The organism is Pseudacidovorax intermedius, assembly GCF_001476815.1.
In the GTDB taxonomy this organism is placed as follows: domain Bacteria; phylum Pseudomonadota; class Gammaproteobacteria; order Burkholderiales; family Burkholderiaceae_C; genus Xenophilus; species Xenophilus intermedius_A.
This window is the reverse complement of the sequence record NZ_LDSL01000080.1, coordinates 1-18,539: the sequence shown is the minus strand read 5'-3', so window position 1 is coordinate 18,539 and position 18,539 is coordinate 1. Positions and strand designations below refer to the sequence as shown.

At 74.3% G+C, this 18,539-nt stretch carries 15 protein-coding genes; 1 reads left to right on the top strand and 14 read right to left on the bottom strand.

Annotation, left to right across the window (positions count from 1 at the left end; translation table 11 throughout):
- The 12 genes from NS331_RS13705 to lplT form a co-directional block, all read right to left on the bottom strand.
- Nucleotides 1–992 (bottom strand): DUF2169 domain-containing protein (locus NS331_RS13705; protein WP_153012845.1); only part of this gene is annotated, 992 nt, incomplete at its 3' end.
- 7 nt (nucleotides 993–999) lie between these two features.
- A complete protein-coding gene (locus tag NS331_RS13700) occupies nucleotides 1,000–3,138 on the bottom strand; it encodes a type VI secretion system Vgr family protein (RefSeq protein WP_058642541.1) in 2,139 nt (712 codons plus the stop codon).
- On the bottom strand, nucleotides 3,135–4,007 hold the full coding sequence (locus NS331_RS13695; protein WP_058642540.1) for a type VI secretion system baseplate subunit TssG: 873 nt from the start codon (nucleotides 4,005–4,007) through the stop codon (nucleotides 3,135–3,137). The genes NS331_RS13700 and NS331_RS13695 overlap by 4 nt, the downstream gene beginning before the upstream one ends.
- Nucleotides 4,004–5,809 (bottom strand): type VI secretion system baseplate subunit TssF, encoded by a 1,806-nt coding sequence (locus NS331_RS13690; protein ID WP_058642539.1) that lies wholly within the window; start codon nucleotides 5,807–5,809, stop codon nucleotides 4,004–4,006. The genes NS331_RS13695 and NS331_RS13690 overlap by 4 nt, the downstream gene beginning before the upstream one ends.
- A 17-nt stretch (nucleotides 5,810–5,826) precedes the next feature.
- Complete coding sequence (locus NS331_RS13685) at nucleotides 5,827–6,327, bottom strand: GPW/gp25 family protein (RefSeq protein ID WP_058642538.1); 501 nt, start codon at nucleotides 6,325–6,327, stop codon at nucleotides 5,827–5,829.
- Nucleotides 6,324–7,406, bottom strand: coding sequence for a hypothetical protein (locus NS331_RS13680; protein WP_153012844.1), 1,083 nt, complete (start codon nucleotides 7,404–7,406; stop codon nucleotides 6,324–6,326). The genes NS331_RS13685 and NS331_RS13680 overlap by 4 nt, the downstream gene beginning before the upstream one ends.
- A gap of 41 nt (nucleotides 7,407–7,447) precedes the next feature.
- Nucleotides 7,448–7,939 (bottom strand): Hcp family type VI secretion system effector, encoded by a 492-nt coding sequence (locus NS331_RS13675; protein ID WP_058642536.1) that lies wholly within the window; start codon nucleotides 7,937–7,939, stop codon nucleotides 7,448–7,450.
- 151 nt (nucleotides 7,940–8,090) lie between these two features.
- Entirely contained in the window at nucleotides 8,091–9,695 is a 1,605-nt protein-coding gene (gene tssC, locus NS331_RS13670) for a type VI secretion system contractile sheath large subunit (protein WP_058642535.1), read from the bottom strand.
- A complete protein-coding gene (tssB, locus tag NS331_RS13665) occupies nucleotides 9,692–10,210 on the bottom strand; it encodes a type VI secretion system contractile sheath small subunit (RefSeq protein ID WP_058642534.1) in 519 nt (172 codons plus the stop codon). The genes tssC and tssB overlap by 4 nt, the downstream gene beginning before the upstream one ends.
- Nucleotides 10,211–10,531: 321 nt before the next feature.
- Nucleotides 10,532–11,698 carry a nucleotide sugar dehydrogenase gene (locus NS331_RS13660; protein WP_058642533.1) on the bottom strand — a complete coding sequence of 389 codons (1,167 nt, stop codon included), beginning with the start codon at nucleotides 11,696–11,698 and terminating at the stop codon, nucleotides 10,532–10,534.
- A 23-nt stretch (nucleotides 11,699–11,721) separates the two neighbouring features.
- The gene (locus tag NS331_RS13655) at nucleotides 11,722–12,843 is read right to left on the bottom strand and encodes a glycosyltransferase family 4 protein (RefSeq protein WP_058642532.1); all 1,122 of its coding nucleotides are present in this window, start codon (nucleotides 12,841–12,843) and stop codon (nucleotides 11,722–11,724) included.
- Complete coding sequence (lplT, locus tag NS331_RS13650) at nucleotides 12,840–14,087, bottom strand: lysophospholipid transporter LplT (protein ID WP_082702456.1); 1,248 nt, start codon at nucleotides 14,085–14,087, stop codon at nucleotides 12,840–12,842. Before lplT ends, NS331_RS13655 begins: the two co-directional genes overlap by 4 nt.
- 187 nt (nucleotides 14,088–14,274) lie before the next feature.
- On the opposite strand from lplT, the gene NS331_RS13645 reads away from it, so the two are divergent.
- A complete protein-coding gene (locus NS331_RS13645) occupies nucleotides 14,275–14,751 on the top strand; it encodes a GNAT family N-acetyltransferase (RefSeq protein ID WP_193758106.1) in 477 nt (158 codons plus the stop codon).
- 12 nt (nucleotides 14,752–14,763) lie between these two features.
- Here NS331_RS13645 and NS331_RS13640 read toward each other — a convergent pair whose 3' ends face one another.
- Nucleotides 14,764–15,393, bottom strand: coding sequence for a DUF2878 domain-containing protein (locus NS331_RS13640; protein WP_082702455.1), 630 nt, complete (start codon nucleotides 15,391–15,393; stop codon nucleotides 14,764–14,766).
- Between the two features lie 48 nt (nucleotides 15,394–15,441).
- A partial coding sequence (locus tag NS331_RS13635) for a translocation/assembly module TamB domain-containing protein (RefSeq protein WP_058642530.1) occupies nucleotides 15,442–18,539 on the bottom strand: 3,098 nt, incomplete at its 5' end.

Here is an 18,539-nt window from a genome sequence, read left to right as displayed (position 1 = left end):
GCCACGGGCCGGGCCGGCGCGCCCAGGGCCTCCAGGCCCACGATCTGCCGCTGGACGTCGGCGCCGTCGAGCTGCGTCACCGGCACGTCGCCATGGAACACCAGCACGCCGGTGAGCAGGTCGGGGAAGAACCAGACCGTGCTCAGCGCCAGCGGCACGGGGCGCAGGCCGCCGTCGCCGGCCTCTGCGTCTTCTTCCCCGCCGACGTGCAGCACGGCGCGCAGGCCGGGCAGGCGGCCGGCAAGGCGGGGATGGTCGGGATGCCAGTGGGTGAGCATGAAGGCCTCGTCGCCGGTCCAGGGCGTGTCGATGCGCTGGTCGAGCGGCGCCAGGCGGAAGCCGTCGCGGTCGGTGCCGGCGGGGTGGCCGGGGAAGGCCGTGTCCAGGTAGTCGGGCGTCACGAGGCCGCCGCGCGGCTGGCGGGCCGGGTGCGTGAGGGGCAGCGGCAGGGTGCCGGCCGGCACGCAGGACAGGTCGGGCCCGCGCCAGGGATGGGCGGGCAGTTCGACCTGCGGGCCCTGCGCACCGGCATCGGCCGCGGCGCGGCTGCCGCAGCCCTGCGGGTTCTCGGCCACCTCGGGGCCGCCCCAGGCCAGGGGCCAGCGCACCGGCACGCTGCGCACCGGCTGCGCAGTGGCGGCCGTCGCACCGGGGCCGGCGGCGGCCGTGCGCGGGCCATGCAGTTGCAGCGTCTTGCGGCTGCGGCCAAGGGCGACGGCGGCCTGCCAGCCGGCCATGGGCTGTGCGCCCGGCGCATGGCTGGTGCCGGCCAGCAGCCATTCGCCGCCGGGCTTGGGCAGGCCGGCGTCGAGGGCGCCGATGTCGGGCAGCCAGGGGGCGAGCGCCGGCCACAGCTCTGCCTGGGCCCGAAGCTCATGGGGTTGCCGGAGCGAGAAGGCCACGGTCACGGCGGCCCCCAGCCGGCGCTCGCCGCCGATCTGGAAGGGATGGGTGAGCAGGCCCGCGCATTGGGGCAGGGAGGTTCTGGCCATGCGCGGGCTACAGGATGGTGTGGATGGCCGAGCTGTCGGTGCTCGGGCCACCCGTCTTGACGTCCGTCGCCGCGGTCTTGAGTTTGGCCCCCGAGGTCTCGTTGATCAGCCCTGCCTCGTGCAGCAGGGTGGCCACCGACTCGACCAGCGTCGCGACGAACTTCGACTCCTGGAGCTCCTTCACGTCCTTGACGATGGTGACTTCCATCTTCCGGCCGTTGAGGTCCGTGTTGGCCCCACGCGCCTGATGCGTGAGCGCGGCGAGCTTGATCTCGTCCCCGATCACGCTCTGTTTGAAGGCCGTGGCGTCGAAGGCGTGGATGTAGGACGCGTAGTTGGTGTTCGAGGTCTTGTAGCTGACCCCCGTCGTCGTGTCGTTCTTCGTGGTGGACAGCACCTTGACGGTCGGCGCCTCCACGCGCAGCTCGGTGGCCGCCTGGAAGCTGCCGTCCGCGCCCGCGCGCAGGTCCACGTCGCGTGCCGCCTGCAGCGAGACCGAGTCGGCGGCCCGGCCGTCGATGTGCCGGCCGGCCTTCATGCCGATGTCGCGGCCCGTGTCCACCGCCAGGTCGCGCGCGGCATGCAGTTCGACCTGCGGCCGCGCCGGGTCGCCGGAGAGCCGCAGGTGCTGCGCATGGCCGGTGTCGGTGCGGGTGCCCACGCCCACCCAGTGCTCGCCGCCAGCGGTCGGCCAGGGCGGCGTGGCGCCGCCTTCGGCCACCTCGGCATAGAGCGCGCCCAGCACCACCGGCTGCGCGGCGTCGCCCTGGATGAAGCCGACCAGCACCTCCTGCCCGGCCCGCGGCAGCGCGAAGAAGCCGGCGCCGTGGCCGGCCCAGGGCGTCATCACCCGCAGCCAGATGCTGCTGTCGGCGTTTTCCTCGCGTCGTGCCTGGGTGTGCCAGGCGATGCGCACCCGCACGCGGCCCTGGCCGTCGGTGTGCACCTGGCTGTCGGGCTCGGCGTGCTGGCGCGCTGGCGCGGGCTGGGCCGCGGCATCGAGCACGGTGCCGTAGAGCAGGCTGGGCAGCACCGGCCGCGGCGGCGGCACGGGCCGCCAGGCGGCATGCAGGTCGAGGGCCGTGGCCTGGGTGGACAGCAGCCATTCGCCCAGCGTGTCACGGCCGAAGTCGAGCTGCGCGGCCACCAGCGCCACGTTCTGCGTCGTGCCGGCGGCCTGCAGCTGCGCGCGCAGGCCGGCGCGCACCCAGGGCAGCGCGGTGGCGAAGTGCTGCGTCACGGCGCGCGGCGCGGCCACGGCGGCCTCGGCCTCGCGATCCAGTTGCTGGCGCGTGCGGGCGGGGCCGAGGGTGGCGACGTCCACCCAGCAATGCGCGTCGTCCGCTTGGCTGGCGGACACGCGCAGGTCCACGTTGGGCTGCTGGGGCAGCACGGCGGCGAGCGCCACTTCGCCCGGCCCGCGGCGGCGCGCCTGCGTGAGCATCTCGATGCCGTGGCGGGCGTCCAGCGCGAGCGCCTGCACCGGGCGGTGGGGCAGCAGCCCGTCGGCATCGGCCGGCGCGGGCAGGTCGCGCAGGGCGTCGCACACCCGCATGCGCAGCGCCACGGGCTGGGGCGGGAAGGCGGCGCCGGACCAGTCGGGCGCAATGGTGCAGGCCAGGCCGTCCTCGCCGAGCACGCGCAGGGCGAAGTCGGCGTCCGACTCGGCGTACTGCACCTCGTAGGCGCGCGCGTCGCTGCGCACCGCGGGCGCCCGTTCGAACACGCCGCCGGCGGCGCAGAACACGCTTTCGGCCATCTCGAGGCTGCTGCGGCCTTCATAAAACTGGTGACGCCGGGCATGGCTGCGGCCGCCGGCGGCGGCGGGCCAGGCCTGCAGGCGCAGGGCGATGCGGGTGACGCGGCCCTCGCCGTCCAGCAGCGTGCGCGCCTCGTCCACCACGCCGGCGAACACCCGCCCCGCGCCGCTGCCCGGTGCGCCCTCGGCCCAGTGCAGCACGCCCTGGGCGCCGGGCCAGCGGGGGAGCGAGAGCGCATCGGGCGCCAGGGCCGGCTGCACCAGCAGTTCCAGCTCGGCGCGCGGCACTTCGTTGAGGGCCTCGTGCAGCCGGGCGCTGTGGACGAGCACACCGTCATCGGGCGCGAACACGCCGGGCACGCCGAAGCGGAGAGTGAGTTTCTTCATGGGGACGAGGGGGAATCGGCCGGCGCGCCCGCTGCGCCTGGCCGGTGGAGGCGCGAGCGGCCGAGGGCCGAACGGCCCAGGCGCGCCGCCGGCCAGGGCCGGGGCGGCACGACGCGCAGCTGCACCGTGGCATGGGCGCCCAGGCACTGGCGGGCCAGGGCCAGCAGGCCGCGCAGGCGGCCGTCTTCCGGCTGGCGAAGGCCGCCATACTGCGCCGCGTCGCGGGCCAGCACCTCCAGTTGGACGCTGCCGTGCTGGGCGCCGCCGAGCGGCACGCGGCGGCCGATGCGCTGGCGGCCCAGCCGCACCTGCCGCAGCGCGATGGGCTGCGGGTTGGGCTGCCAGGCGACGGCCGGCCGGCGGACCTGCACGGCCAGGCCGAACAGTCGGTGCGCCAGGGCCGGCAGCGCGTCGGCCGCCGGCGGCGCTGACGACAGGTGGGGTGCGAAGAAGTCGCCGCCCGCCAGCAGCTGCAGCAGTTGAAGGAAGCGGTCGTCGGCATGCCGGGCCTCGCATTCGGGCCGCAGCCGGGCCCAGGCACGGTAGTGCAGCTGGGCCAGGCGCTGCACCAGCATGTCGAGGAAGGCGGCCACCTCGGCACCGTCGGGCGCGTGCAGCACGGCTTCGGTCAGCCCGTCGGGCATGGGGCCGGCGGGGGCCAGCAGGCCGTAGTGGCCGGAGACGAGCTCGGCCGGCCCATGCGGGCCGGCGTCGTGCCAAAAGGCGCGCGGCTCCTCGTCGAAGCCGGGCCGCTGGCGTAGCCGCAGGCCCGAGGCGCCGGGCGACTCGGTGCCGATGCGCCGGCCGGTGCGGCCTTCGAGCGTGCGCAGCCAGGCGTCGACGGCGCGGGCCGGGAGCAGGGAACTCATGGCCACACCAGCCCCTGGCGCACGGTCTGGCCCTCGTGCAGGAAAAGGCACTCCACGAAGGCATTGCCGGGCAGCTGCCGCTGAATGACGGCGGCCAGCAACTGCGGCCACAGGCCGAAGGCGGGGTCGTGGGCGGTGCGCGCATCCACCTCGGCGCGCAACTGCCAGCCGCGCGCATGCACGTGCACCCGTTCGGCCGGCACGCGGCGGATGCTGCTGGCCAGCGTGACGGCCAGCAGCCCGGGCAGGCGCTGCGGCCGGCAGAAGAGGCCGAGCCAGGCCTTGAGCTGCTGCGCGAAGGCCTCCGGCGGCAGGGCCTGGAAGCGGTCGATGCGCCAGTGCAGGGCCCGCAGCAGCCGATCGGCGGCCAGCATGGGCTGGCCCTGCGCGCTCACCGGCGCGCCCACGCCGGCCACGCCCTGCACGGCCGCGACCTCGTCGAGGCGCCAGCGGCGGGCGTCGTCGGGCTGCAGGCCGTCCACCGGCTGGGCGGTCCAGACCGAGACCAGCAGCATGTCGTGGCCGGCGTCCCCGGTGGGCAGGTCGAGGGCCGGCGCGATGCACCAGTCCATCGCGTCCTGCGTGCCCGCGCCGGCCGTGGTGCCCTGCCAGCGCGGCTCGCGCCGCACGGCGTAGGTGGGGGCGGCGGCGTCCTCGTCCGCCGTGTCGCCGAGGTGCAGGCCCGCCAGCGGCAGCAGGCGCTGCGTGCCGCCGCGGGCGCTGCGGAAGTCGACCTGGTCCACTGCCACGATGGCGGGCGCGCCGCCGCCGGCTTCGGGCAGCCGCAGCGGATAGTCGGCCTGCAGCGGCCCGGGCACGATGGGCTCGCAGCGTCGGCGCGCCAGGCCCACGGCGGGGCAGCAGAACAGCCGCAGGTCCTCGGCAGCCAGGGCGGGCGCGGGGCCGGGCTCGGGCGCCAGCCACCACAGCTCCAGGGCGTCGCCGCCCCAGCCCGCCAGGTGCTGCTGCAGCCGTTCCAGGCGCAGCGCGAGGAAGCGCTGCGGCCACAGCTGGGCCTCCCGCAGCAGGCGCACGGCGCTGGGCAGGGCGCAGTCCACGGGCAGCATGGCCTCGTCGTCGGCCCAGCCGGCGGGCTGCAGCGCGGCTTCGCGCTGCACGGTGCGCGCGGCGCCGCCGTCGGGGGACAGGGTCAGCAGCGTCAGGTCGGGCCGGGACAGGAAGTTCCACAGCCAGTGCGCCTGCGGGCCGCAGCACTGCAGGTCGAGCGTGGGCCCGGCGGCCTCGCGCAGCGGCCGGCCGGGCGCGGTGCGCAGCACCACGCGCACGGCCTGGGCATGCACCAGCTCGGCGGGGGCGCCCTGGGCCCCGGCGTCCTGCAGGGCGCACGCGATGTCGGCGCGCGAGGGTGGGGGCAGCAGCGCCAGGGCGAGCGGGCGCAGTTCCACCTCGCGCAGGGTGTGGAAGTGCAGGTCGCGGCCATCGTCGAGCTGGTAGCGCAGGGCGCTGTGGCGCGGGATCACGCTGCGCGTGCGCGGCTGCAGGGTGGGCAGCGGCTTGAACTGCAGCAGGCTGCCCGAGGGCAGGGGGCACAGCAGGTCCGGCGCGACGGCCTGGGCCAGGTCCTGCGCCAGGCGGTCGTATTCGGCGTCCACGCGGCAGGCCGTGCGGGCGGTGAGGAAGGCCACGCCTTCGAGCAGGCGCTCGATGTGCGGTTCGCGCGACTCGCCGTCCTGCAGGCCCAGGCGCGCGGCGAATTGCGGATGGGCGCGGCCGAAGTCCTGGGCCGACTCGCGCAGCCAGCGCAGCTCGCGGTGATAGGCCTGCAACAGTTCGCGATGCATGGACGAGGCGGTGACGTTCAGCGCGGGCCGCGCGCACCGGCGCCGCCGGCCTGGACGAGGACGCGGCCATGGTGCGCGTCGACCTGGATCGCCCAGTCCAGTTCGGGCGCGCCGCCGCGCGCCGCTGCCGGCGTGCGCAGCCGGGCGCGCAGGGCCAGGGCGCAGCGGCTCTGCACGTGCTTGGCGCCCGCCTGCGGCACGACCTCGATGGAGCCGGGCACCAGCCGCGGCTCGAAGTGCGTCAGCGCGGCGGCGACGCGGGCGGCGAGATCGCGCAGGAAAGCCTCGTCCACCGTGCGGCCGACGCAGCTGGGCAGGCCCCAGTCGAGCACCGAGGCGCCGTCGGGGGCGGCCGCACCGCCGGGGCGCGGGCACAGGTGGTTGAGCAGTTCCTCCACGTCGCGGGCGATGCGCTGCGGCAGGTCCAGGCCGCCGTCGGCCACGCCGAGCCAGCGGGCGGCGCTGGGCGCGGGGCGGTCCGCGGCCGGGCGGGCGGCGGCCGATGGCCGGCGGTTCATGAACGATCCCCCAGCCCGGCCAGCTTGTTGAACTGGGGCAGGGCCTCGGGCATGAGGTTGCGCACGATCTCCTGGAAGTCCGCGTTCATGAGCGCCAGGGCGCGGGCCAGGAAGTAGGGCGCGGGACTGCCGGGCTCGTTCTGCGCGAACCAGCGGTTGGCGATCTGGATGAGGGCGACCACGTCGACGCGGCGCATTTTCTCGGGGTCGAGCACGATGGTGCCGACGGCCTGCGGCGCGCCGGGGCCGGGGGACGTCGCGGCAGCGGTTGTCTGCGTGTCGGTGCCGTGCGCGGCGGCACCGTCCGCACCGACGCGGCCGACCAGGCCGATCACCGGGTCGGGCTGCGCCACGGCGCCCAGGGCCAGCAGCGCGGCGTCGAGCCGGCCCAGCCAGGCGCCGACCCGTTCCTTGCGCAGCATGGCGCGCAGCGTGGCGCAGTGCCCATGGCTGCGCGCCAGTGCGCGCAGGGCCTCGCGCATGCCCTTGAGGCGCGGCAGCAGGTCGCGCTGCTGGGCGAGCCAGGTGGCGACGTCGGTGCGCGAAGCCTCGGCGGAGGCCGCGGCGCTGCCGGGCGCGGCGGCGCGTGCCTTGCCGCGCTCGGCGGCGGTGGCCGGCGCCGGGGCGGCCTGCAGGGCCAGCACGGTGCGCACGGCCGGCGCGTCGGCCTCGAAGCGGGACGCCTGCAACTCGCGCAGGTGGGCCTCGCTGAAGAAATAGGCCAGGGCCGCGGCGGCGGCCTCGCGGGCGGTGTCGTCGGCGGCCGCCGGCTCGGTGGCCGCGGCGGCGCGGCCCAGCGCGGCCAGGCGCTGGGCGGCTGGCAGCAGGCCGCGCTGCGCCAGTTCGGCGCGGTAGAGCAGCACGTGCAGCCGCACGTCCGCATGGGCCTGGGCGAGCAGGCGCGCCTGGGCTGCGATGGCGTCCCAGTGCGCGCGGGCGTCCTGTCCGCTGCGGGCGCCGGCCAGCAGGTCCTCGTGCACCGGGTCGCTGGCCTCGATCTGCAAGCGGCCGAAGCGCATGTCCTGCTCCAGCGCGGCGCAGATGGCGAGGCTGGGGGCCTGGAGGTCGGTGTGTCCCATGGTGGCGAAGACCGGTCGGCGCGGCGCGAGGTCGGACCCGGTCAAATCTTGTGGTTCTTCTTGAGGTCGTAGCCGGCGCTGATGGTGGCGCCCACGGTGCCGTCCGCGCTCTGCTCGTGGTAGTCGATCTCGATCGATTCGAAGTTGAAGCCGATGGTGTTGATCGGGTGGACGTTCTCGTCCTCGCCGCCCTGCGTTTCGAAGGAGGACACCAGCACCTGCTTGAACTGGATGGTCAGGAAGTCCTGCTGGCCACCGCCGGACTTGCGGCAGATCAGCTTGGCCTCGGGAATGTGCTCGCCGGTGGCGCACAGCACGAACAATTTCGGCGAGGCCTTGTTGAACCACATCGAGAACTGGAAATCGCGCATGTCCACCTTGCCCCGGCCGCCGCCGGAATTGATGGCCCAGGAGCCGGCATTGCGCTCGCCCCAATTCCAGCTTTCGATCTGGATGGCGTCATTGCCCAATTGCTCGTCGTGCGATTCGCCTTCGACGCCGTGAATTTCCAGCCAATAGTCGACTTTTGCCATGTTTCAGGTTTCCGTTGGGTTGAGAAAAAAGGGAATTGAAAAAACAGGCGCGCAGGCGCAGGGACGGCCGTTGCCTGCGCGCCCGCAGCGCGCTGCCCGCCGGCCCGCCCAAGGGCGGCCGGCGCGCGTTGCCCGTGCCGGGGCCGGTGCCTCAGCCCGCAGCGGCGGCCGGGGCGGCCTCCGCGGTCGCGGGGCCTTCCTCGGCCGCCGCGTCGCCCGTCTCGCCTGCGGCGGTGCCGGTGGCCGACTCCGCATTGGCCAGGGGCACGCGGCCCACCAGGCGCAGCGACACCGTCAGCCCTTCGAGCTGGTAGTGCGGCCGCAGGTGGAAGGTCGTGTAGTAGTGGCCGGGTTCGCCGGCGATCTCGTCCACCGTCACCTCGGCGGCGGCCAGCGGGCGGCGCGCCTTGACGTCCTCGGAGGAGATCGACGGGTCGCCGTCCACGTAGCGCATGATCCAGGCCTTGAACCAGCGCTGGATGGCCTCGCGCGACTGGAAGCTGCCCACCTTGTCGCGGCCGATGCACTTGAGGTAGTGGGCGAAGCGGGAGACGGCGAACACGTAGGGCAGCCGCGCCGACAGCTCGGCGTTCTCGTTGGCGCTCTCGTCGCCGTAGTCGGGCGGCGAATGGATGGTGCGGGCACCGATGAAGGCGGCCACGTTGCTGTTCTTGCGGTAGATCAGCGGCATGAAGCCGGCGCGCGACAGCTCGGCCTCGCGGCGGTCGGAGATCGCGATCTCGGTCGGAATGCCCAGGCGCACGGCACCGGGACGGTCGCGCAGCTGCAGCATGGGCAGGTTCTCCACCAGCCCGCCGGACTCGACGCCGCGGATGCGCGAGCACCAGCCGTAGGTGGCGAAGGCGCGGTTGACGTTCACGCCCATGGCGTAGGCGGCGTTGCTCCAGACGATGGCCTGCGCACCGCGCGACAGGTCTTCCTCGAAGGCGAAGGCGGCCAAGGTCTCGCCGCCGGTGCCGTAGGTGGGTCGGGCCGCGAAGCGCGGCAGCGTGAGGGCGACGTAGCGCGCGTCGGAGGATTTGCGCAGCGCCTGCCAGGCCGCGAACTCCGGGGTGTTCAGGATGCTGGCCAGGTCCCGCGGATTGGCGAGCTCGGACCAGCTCTCCATCTGCATCATCGACGGGCTGGCGGCGGTGATGAAGGGACAGTGGGCGCTGGCCACCACGCGGGCGATGCCGCGCAGCAGGTTGACGTCCTCCATCGAATGGTCGAAGGCGTAGTCGCCGATCAGGCAGCCGTAGGGCTCGCCGCCGAACTGGCCGAACTCGTCGTCGTAGACGCGCTTGAACAGCGGGCTCTGGTCGAAGGTCTCGCCGCGGTAGGCGGCCAGGCTGCGGCCCAACTCGGACTTGGACACGTCCAGCACGCGGATCTTGAGCTGGCGCGAGGTCTGGCTGCCGAACACCAGGTGGTGCAGGCCGCGCCAGCTGCCTTCGAGTCGCTGGAATTCCGGCTGGTGGATGATGTCGTTGAGCTGGCGCGACAGCGTGCTGTCCAGGTGCGCGATGGTGGCGCGGATGACCTGGGCGGCGTCGCCATCCACCTCGTTGCCGCCCTGGGCGAGCAGCGTGCGCGCCAGGGTGCGCACGCCGTCCTGCACCAGCTGGCGGGCGACGTCGTTGCGGGGGCGGAATTCGCGCTCGAGCTGCTGGCGCAGGGGCTGGCCGACGGCGAGGGCGCCGGGCGTGGCCACGGTGGCGGACGCGGCGCCGGCCAGGGCGGTAGCGGCGGTCATGCGCGCACCTCGGCAGCGGGCAGGGCCGGGGCCTCGTCGGGTTCGGCGGCGGTGGCGGCCAGCAGGTCGCGGTCGTGGATCAGCTGGTTGAGCAGCTGTTCGGCGCCGGCCTTGCCGTCCATGTAGGTCAACAGCAGCGCCAGCTGTTCGCGGGCGCGCAGCAGGCGGGCCAGGGCCGGCACCTGCCGGGCGACGGCGTCGGGGCGGAAGTCGTCGATGCGGCCGAAGGACAGGTCCACCTGCATGGCGGGCTGGCCGCCGAGGTGGTCGGGCACCTGCAGGGCCAGCGTCGGACCGATGTCGCGCATGCAGTGGTCGAAATTGCTGGCGTCGATGTCGACGAAGCTGCGCTCGTCCAGAGGCGGCAGGAATGCGCCGCCGTGGCCGCTCAAATCCGCCATCACCCCCATGACGAAGGGCAATTCGACGCTTTGCTGCTGGCCATACATTTCGATGTCGTAATCGATTTGGACGCGGGCGGTGCGTTCTCCGGAATTTCGGGATCTCGAAATCATGTGAATGCGGGAAGGGAGTGTTGGGTGCGAAAGGCATGGTCGGAAATTCGGATGACAACAGCATGTCCGAATTCAAAATTGGCCGTTCACAATTGTCGGAAAGAGAATTAACAATTGGCAATCAATTTGTTGCGATTGAAATTTCGGCGGCGAATTTCTAATTGGTGCAGCGAGCAGCAGCAAGGGGCCGCCCGGTCGCGTTGCACGGCATCGCCTGCTGTAACGGCGGCTGTCTTCGCTCTCCCCTTCCGGGCAAGGCCATGAAGAGAGATATGGTGAGTGCCGAAGAGGCACTCTTGTGCAAGCCAGGCCCGCGCCTTTTCAATCCGCCCCGAACAGATCCCGCGTGTACACCCGTTCCTGCACATCCTCCAGCTCGGCCGTGCGCCGGTTGGCGAGGATAAGGTCGGCACCGGCCTTGAAGCGGGCCAGGTCGCGCACCACCGGCGAGCCGAAGAAGTGGTCGTCGGCCAGCGTGGGTTCGTACACCGTCACCGGCACGCCCTTGGCCTTGATGCGCTTCATGACGCCCTGCACGCTGCTGGTGCGGAAGTTGTCCGAGCCGGCCTTCATGGTCAGCCGGTAGATGCCCACCGACCGCGGCCGGCGCGCCAGGATGTCCTGCGCCAGGAAGTCCTTGCGCGTGGTGTTGGCGGTGACGATGGCCTGGATCAGGTTCTGCGGCACGTCCGCATAGTTGGCCAGCAGCTGCTGCGTGTCCTTGGGCAGGCAGTAGCCACCGTAGCCGAAGCTGGGGTTGTTGTAGTGAAGGCCGACGCGCGGGTCCAGGCCCACGCCGGTGATGATCTGGCCGGTGTCCAGGCCGTGGCTCAGGGCATAGGTGTCCAGCTCGTTGAAGTAGGCCACGCGCATGGCCAGGTAGGTGTTGGCGAAGAGCTTGATGGCCTCGGCCTCGGCGCTGCCGGTCAGCAGCATCGCCACCTCGCCGGCCAGCGCGCCTTCGCGCAGCAGCGCCGCCACCCGCTGGCCGAGGGGCCCACGGTCGCCGACCACGATGCGCGAGGGATGCAGGCTGTCGTGCAGCGCCCGGCCCTCGCGCAGGAACTCGGGCGCGAACACGATCCGCTCGCTGCCCAGGCGCGTGCGCAGCGCCTGGGTGTGGCCCACGGGCACGGTGGACTTGATGACCACCAGCGCATCCGGGCAGGCCGCGTGCGCCTCGGCCGTCACCGCGTCGACGCTGCGGGTGTCGAAGTGGTTGGCGCGCGGGTCGTAGTCGGTGGGCGTGGCGACGATCACCACGTCGGCGCCGGCATAGGCCAGGTGCCGGTCCTGCGTGGCCTGCAGGTCGAGGCCGCCGCCGGCCAGCCAGTCCTGCAGTTCGGCATCGACGATGGGGCTGCGGCGCGCGCGCAGGGCCTCGACCTTGCGGGCGTCGGTGTCGAGCACCACCACATGGTGCCGGCGCGCCAGCATCACGGCATTGGCCAGGCCGACGTAGCCGGCACCGACGACGGTGATCTTCATGGCGGTGTCTCCGTGCGGGCGGTTCAGGCGGTGGCCGTGGCCGTGGCGAGCGGGGCACGGCCGGCGCCGTCGGCGTCGGCGCAGGCGGCCGGCGCGGCCGATCCGGCGATGCGCTCGGCCTCGGCGAGCGGGGCTGCCTTGTCGCCGCGCCGCGGCGCCAGCGCCTGCAGCATCTGCCGCGTGGCGGCCGGCCAGCTGTAGCGCTCGGCGAAGCGGCGCACGCTGTCGCGCGGCTTGTGCAGCGCGGCCAGGCAGGCGGCGCGCAGGTCCTCGTCGAGCACGCCGCCGGGCGAATCCGGGCCCACCACGTCGATGGGGCCGGGCACTGGATAGGCGGCCACCGGCGTGCCGCAGGCCATGGACTCGGCCATCACCAGACCGAAGGTGTCGGTCACGCTGGGGAAGACGGTCACGTCGGCCGTGCGGTACAGGCTGGCGAGCGCCTCCACGTCCAGCAGGCCCAGCCAGCGGGCCTCGGGGAAGCGCGCCTTGAGCCGGGCGAGTTCCGGGCCTTCGCCGGCCACCCATTTCTGGCCGGGCAGGTCGAGTTCGAGGAACCGGTGTACCTGCTTCTCCACCGCGATGCGGCCCACGTACAGGAAGACCGGTTCGGCCGGCCGTTCCATGCGCGGGCCGTCGGGATGCATCGCCGCCAGGTTGACGCCGCGCGACCACAGCCGCGCCTGCGTGAAGCCGCGCTGCCGCAGGTCGTCCACGATGGCGGGCGTGGGCGCCAGCGTGGCACGCGCAGCGTTGTGGAAGCGGCGCAGCACCGCATAGCTCCAGGCCAGCGGCAGCCGCACGCGGGCATGCACGTATTCCGGAAAGCGGCTGTGGTAGGCCGTGGTGAAGGGCCAGCCGCGCCGGATGGCGATGCCGCGCGCCGCCCAGCCCAGCGGGCCTTCGGTGGCGATGTGCAGGCAGTCGGGGTCGATGGCGTCGATGCGACGGGCCACGCCGGCGCGCGAGGTCAGCGCCAGCGAAATCTCCGGATAGGTGGGGCAGGGCACCGAGCGGAAGTCCAGCGGCGAGAGCACGTGCACCTCCACGCCCAGGCGCTGCAGCTCGCGGCGCGTCATCTTGAGGGTGCGCACGACGCCGTTGACCTGGGGCTCCCAGGCATCCGAGACGATCAGCAGTTTCATGGCAGGTTCCGGGGGGTGGTGGCAGGGGTGGACAGGGTCGGTGCGCCGGCCGCGCCGCCGGCCGCGGCGATGGCGGCCATGCGCCGCGCATGCAGGGCCGCGGCCGCCAGCGTGCCCAGCGCCACGCAGGCGCCCAGCGCGCCGGCGAGCAGGGCGGTGGACTGGCCCAGCGCGAGCAGCGCGGCGTACAGCCCCAGCATCAGCAGCACGCCGAGGTTCTCGTTGAAGTTCTGCACCGCGATGGATTCGCCCGGCCGCAGCAGCACGTGGCCGCGGTGCTGGAGCAGCGCATTCATCGGCACCACCAGCAGGCCGGCCAGCAGGCCGATGAGCGCCAGCAGCAGCACGGCGGCCGGCAGGGCCTGCACGCCCAGCATCAGGGGCACGCCGGCGCCCATCAGCACGCCCAGCGGCAGCACGCGGGTGGCCTGGTGCAGCGGCACCCGCCAGCCGGCCAGCGCCGCGCCGGCCACGATGCCCAGCGCCACCACGGCCTGCAGGTAGGCGGCCTGGTCCAGCCCCAGGCCCAGCGCGTCCTGCGCCCAGGCCAGCACCACCAGCTGCAGCGTGGCGCCCGCGCCCCAGAAAAGCGTGGTGATGGCCAGCGACAGCCCGCCCTTCGCATCGCGCCACAGCAGGCCGTTGGCCACCCTGAAGCGGCCGACCAGCGCGGCCGGCGCCCAGCCGACGGGCGCGCCATGCGCCACGCCGCGCGGAATCCGCAGGTTGAGCAGGCCCGCCAGGCCGTAGGCGGCCAGCACGGCGGCCAGGGCGCCGTCGCCGTCGGGCACGGCATCGCTGACCAGCAGACCGCCCAGGCCGGTGCCCAGCACGATGGCGCAGACGGTGCTGACCTCGATCCAGCCATTGGCGCGCACCAGCTCGGCGGGGGCCACCTGCTCGGTGACGAGGCCGTACTTGGCCGGCGAATAGCAGGCCGCGCCCAGGCCCGCCAGCGCGAAGGCCGCCAGCGGATGCAGCCCCAGCAGCATGCCGCAGGCCGCCGCCGCCTTGAGCAGGTTGGCGGCCAGCATCACCCGTGCCTTGGGCCAGCGGTCGGCCAGCGCGCCCACCCAGGGCGCCAGCAGCACATAGGCCAGCGTGAAGCAGAACTTGAGCATCGGCGCCATCCAGGCCGGCGCCGCCGCCTCCACCAGCCGGGCGATGGCCACCACCAGCAGTGCGCTGTCAGCCAGGCCCGAGACGAACTGCGCCGCCAGCAGCCAGTGGATGCCGCGGCTCATGGCCTCGCCGGATGGACGGTGGAACACATGCGCCGGATTGGAGGGGCGGCGCGTGTCGCTCCGGTGACGGTGCGGGCCTGTCTATGCTCGGCTCATGTCCGACGTGCCGCGCCTGCCTCCGTCCTTGCCCTCCGTGTCCTCCGCGTCTTCTTCGTCCGTGCCGTCGCCGCCGATGCGGTGGCGGCCGATGCTTCGCAGCGACCTGGCGGCGGTGCTCGGCATCGCGGCGCTGGTGCATCCCGGCTATCCCGAACGCGAGGCCGTGTTCGCCGAGCGCATCGCGCTCTTCGGCGCCGGCTGCCTGTGCCTGGAGGCGGCCGGCGGCGCGCTCGCCGGCTATGTGCTGAGCCATCCGTGGCAGGCCGATGCAGCCCCCGCGCTGGACACGCTGCTGCGCCGGCTCCCCGTGTCGGCCCCCGCCTACTACCTGCACGACCTGGCCCTGCTGCCCGCGGCGAGGGGCCAGGGGGCTGCCGGCGAGGCCGTCGCGCTGCTGGCGGCACAGGCCCGCGGCGCGGCCTGCCGCGAGATGGCCCTCGTGGCCGTGAACGGCTCGGCCGCCTTCTGGGGCCGGCAGGGCTTCGCGGTGCGCGCGGTGCCCGCGCTGGCGCCCAAGCTGGCGAGCTACGACGCCGCGGCGCGCTTCATGGTGCGGCTGCTGTAGGCCGGCGAGCGCTCAGGCCGCCCGCACCGTGGCCGGCCCCGCCGCGCCGTCGAGGCGCTGTCCCAGCCAGCACAGCAGGGGCAGCAGCAGCGCCCATTCCAGCGCCAGCCAGCCCAGCGCCAGCGGCGCATCGACGAACTGCGCCCCGCCCAGCCGCACGCCCGAAGAGAAGGCCAGCGGCCCCGCCACCGCACCCAGCAGCGCCGCCAGCCAGGGCCGGCCATGCAGCCAGCGCAGGGTGAGGTTGAGCGAGGTGGCGAAGGCCGCCCACAACCCGCTCAGCCAGAAGGGCGGCAGCGCAGCGTTCCACTGCCCGTGGGCATAGGCCACCGCGCCCAGCTGCACGGGCACCGCATCGGCCAGCGTGCCCAGCAGCGTGGCGCACAGCACCAGCCGCAGTTCCGGCCCCGGCCGCCGCACCGTGGCCAGGTGCCAGCCCAGCCCCGCCAGCACCGGCAGGCTGCCCAGCACCGGCCGGCCGTGGGCCGCGCCCAGCACCGCGGCGAACCAGGCGGCCTGCGTCCAGATCAGGTTGGCCCACAGCAGCCGGCGCGGCGGCAGCGGCGCGACGGCCGCCCCGGCGCCGGCAAGCTGCGCCGCGCCATCCGGCGGCAGGGAGGAGGGGGGCGGATCGGCGGCCATGCCGCTTCTACGAAGCCGCCGCCCCGCTGGATGCGTGCCGGACGGGCGTCAGTCGTACTTCACGGTGTAGATCAGGTCCACCCCGCTCTGAAGGCCCGCCTCCCCGCGCAGCGTCAGGTTGCGCGTGAGGTCGTAGAAGAAGTACAGCGTGCCCACGGTGCCCGCGAGGCTGCGTTCGTAGGTCACGTAGAAGGCGTCGGACAGCCGCTTGCCCAGCGTGATGGCCGAGCCGGCCACGTCGCCGTTGCCGCCGCCCTTGAAGCCGATCTCGTCCAGCCCGAAGCGGCTGGCCAGGCTGCCGCTGTCGCCGCCCGCGCCCAGGCGGCCGAGCAGGGCCAGGGCGGCCTGCTGCATCAGCAGCGCCTCGCCGCCGCTGGCGGCCGAGGCCCGGCCCAGCACCACCCACGACAGCACCTCGGCGTCGGACAGCGGCGGGTCGGAATACAGCTTGACCCGCGGCGCCTGCGCCGTGCCGGTGATCTGCACGCCCGCCCGCTGCGCGATGTTGGGCCGCAGCGCCAGGATGTCCAGCTGCGGATTCTCCGCCTGGCCGTTGAAGCGGATCACGCCGCTTTCCACGTCCAGCGCCTGGCCGTAGGCGCGGTACTGGCCCTGCACGGTGCGGATCTCGCCCGTCACGCGCGGCGGCGCCGTCATGCTGCTGACGCGGATGTCGAGCGCGCCCTCCAGCCGCGTGGTGATGCCGCGGCCCTGCACCGCGAAGTCGCGGCCCAGGTCGAAGCCGACCTGGATGTCCGGCGGTTTGGCCAGCGTGGCCTGCTGCGGCGAGGCCTCGGCGGCCTCGGCCTTCTTGCGCGCCAGCGCGTCGCGCACGGCCGAATGCACCACCACGTCGCTGCCCAGGCTGGGCGCGCTTTCGTCGGGCAGGATGATGACGGCGCGGTCGGCCGTGAGCTGGCCGCGCACCCGGATCTGGCCGTCCCGCAGGCCGGCCTGCATCTGGCCTGACAGCGTGAGCTGCCGGTCGGAGCGCACCAGGGCGCGCAGGCTGCGGATCTCGCCGCGCAGGTCCATCGACAGGCCGGAGCGGTCGTTGCCGGCCGGGCCCCAGCCCAGGCTGCCGGTCATGGACAGGCTGCCGCCGTCCTGCGCGGCCTGGCTGGCCGCGGTGCTCAGGTTGCCGCTGCGCCCGGGAATGCGCACGCTGCTGCCGGTGCCGCCCTGCAGGCGGAATTCGTCGATGGTCACGCGGTTGCCGGCCAGCGTGGCGCGCAGGCGGCCGTCGCGCAGGTCCAGGCCTTCCACGGCGGCCTTCAGCGCCAGCTGGTCGGCGCTGACCTTGCCGGTCCAGCGCGGGTCGTTGCGCTGGCCGCCGAGGGTGGCGTCGGCTTCCAGCGTGCCGGCGACGCGCCAGCCCGGCGGCGCCAGCATGGACCACACGCCCAGCTGCGGCAGGCTGGCCTGCAGCCGGCCGGCCAGCGGTGCGTCGGACGGCCATTGCCAGCCGTCGCCCTGGCGCGCCAGGCGGGTGGAGGCATTGGCCTGGATGCGGCCGGCCCGTTCGCTGTCCCAGTCCAGGTTGGCGCGCACGGTGTCGCCGTCGGCGTCCAGCCGCAGTTCGGCGCGGCGCAGGCCGGCGGGGGTCGAGGGCGCGCTGTCGCTGGAGTCGGTCTTGATCTCGCTGGGGGCGCCGGTGCCGTGGCTTTCGAGCCGGCGCACCAGCGCGGCCTCGCCGGCCTGCACGCGCAGGTCGCCGCTGGCGCGGCCCAGGCGCACGCGGGCACGCAGTTGATCGAGGGCGGCGATGTCCCAGTCGCCGTCGAACACCAGGTCGCCGCTGATGCCCAGCTCGCGCAGGCTGGTGTCGCCGCCGAAGGCGCGGCTCCAGGCCATGGGCAGGCCCTGCAGGCGACCCTTGGTCTGCAGTTGCACGGCGCCGCCGCCGGTGGCCAGGCGCAGCGGCTCCCAGCTCAGGCGCACGGTGCCGGGCACGGGCCCGCGCACGGTGGCGCTGCCGGCGCCGGCCTCGACCTGCAGCCGGCCGCCGGACTGGCGCACCTGCGTTTCGAAAGGCTGGCCGAGTTCGAGCACCCAGGGGGTGGCGCCGCGCTGGCCGGTGTCGTCCACGTCGGCCCGCAGCCTGGCCAGGGCCACGCGCCACTGGCCGGCGGCTTCCAGGCCGCCGGTGGCGGCGGTGTCCAGCCGGGCGCGGCGCTCGCCCTGGCGCAGCTCGCCGGCGAGGGCCAGGCTGGCGCGGGCCAGGCTGCCGTCGACGCTGGCGTTCAGGCCGGTGAGCTGGATGGGCGCGGGCCGCGTGCCATCGGCTGCGGAGCCGGGCCTGATCAGCAGCTGCGGGGTGCTGAGCTTCGCCTGCACCGTGGGCTCGGCCGTGCCGCGCGGCAGGGGCGCGGTGGGCTTGGCCAGGCGCTCCTGGAAGGTGCGCCAGCCGCCGTTCCAGCGCGCGTCCAGGCGGGCACCGCCTTCGGCCGCCAGGCCCTGGCCCACGTTCGCCAGGCCCGGCAGCTTGCGCAGCCAGGCCAGCAGGCGGGCGCTGTCCTGCAGTTCCACGTCGGCCTGGCCCTTGCCGCGCGTGGGCGCCATGTCGGCCTGCAGCCGGGCGCGTGCGCCGGGCAGCACCAGGCGCAGGTCGCCGCTGCCAGCCTGCTCGGCGATGCGGCCGCGCACCTGGCCCTCGATGCTGGCGCCTTCGGCCTCGACGCGCAGCGTGGGCACGTCGGCCACCTGCGTGCGCAGGTCGTACTGGCCGCGGGCCAGCAGGCGCTCCAGGCCGAAGCCGTCCAGGCCCTGGGCGCTGGCGCGGCCCTGGGCGCGCAGGTCGGTGTCGAAGCGCAGCAGGTCGCCTTCCTGCCGGGCGGTGGCGGTGCCGCTGATGGCGCCGCCGTCGAGCGCGGTGTGCAGTTCGCCCGGGCGCACGCCCTCGATGCGGGCTTGCACCTGCCAGGGAGCCGGCGCGGGCTTCCAGCTGCCCTGGGCGTCGATGCGGCCGTGGGCGGCTTCGATGTGGGCCTCGTCCACCCGCACGGTGCCGTCGGCCGGACCGGCATAGGCGATGCGCGCGCGCAGGCCCTGCAGCGGCAGGCGCTTCTGGTCCCATGGCCCGGGCTGGGCATTGCGCAGGTCGGCGCGCAGGCGCCAGGCCTGGTCGCCGGCGGCGGCATCGGGCT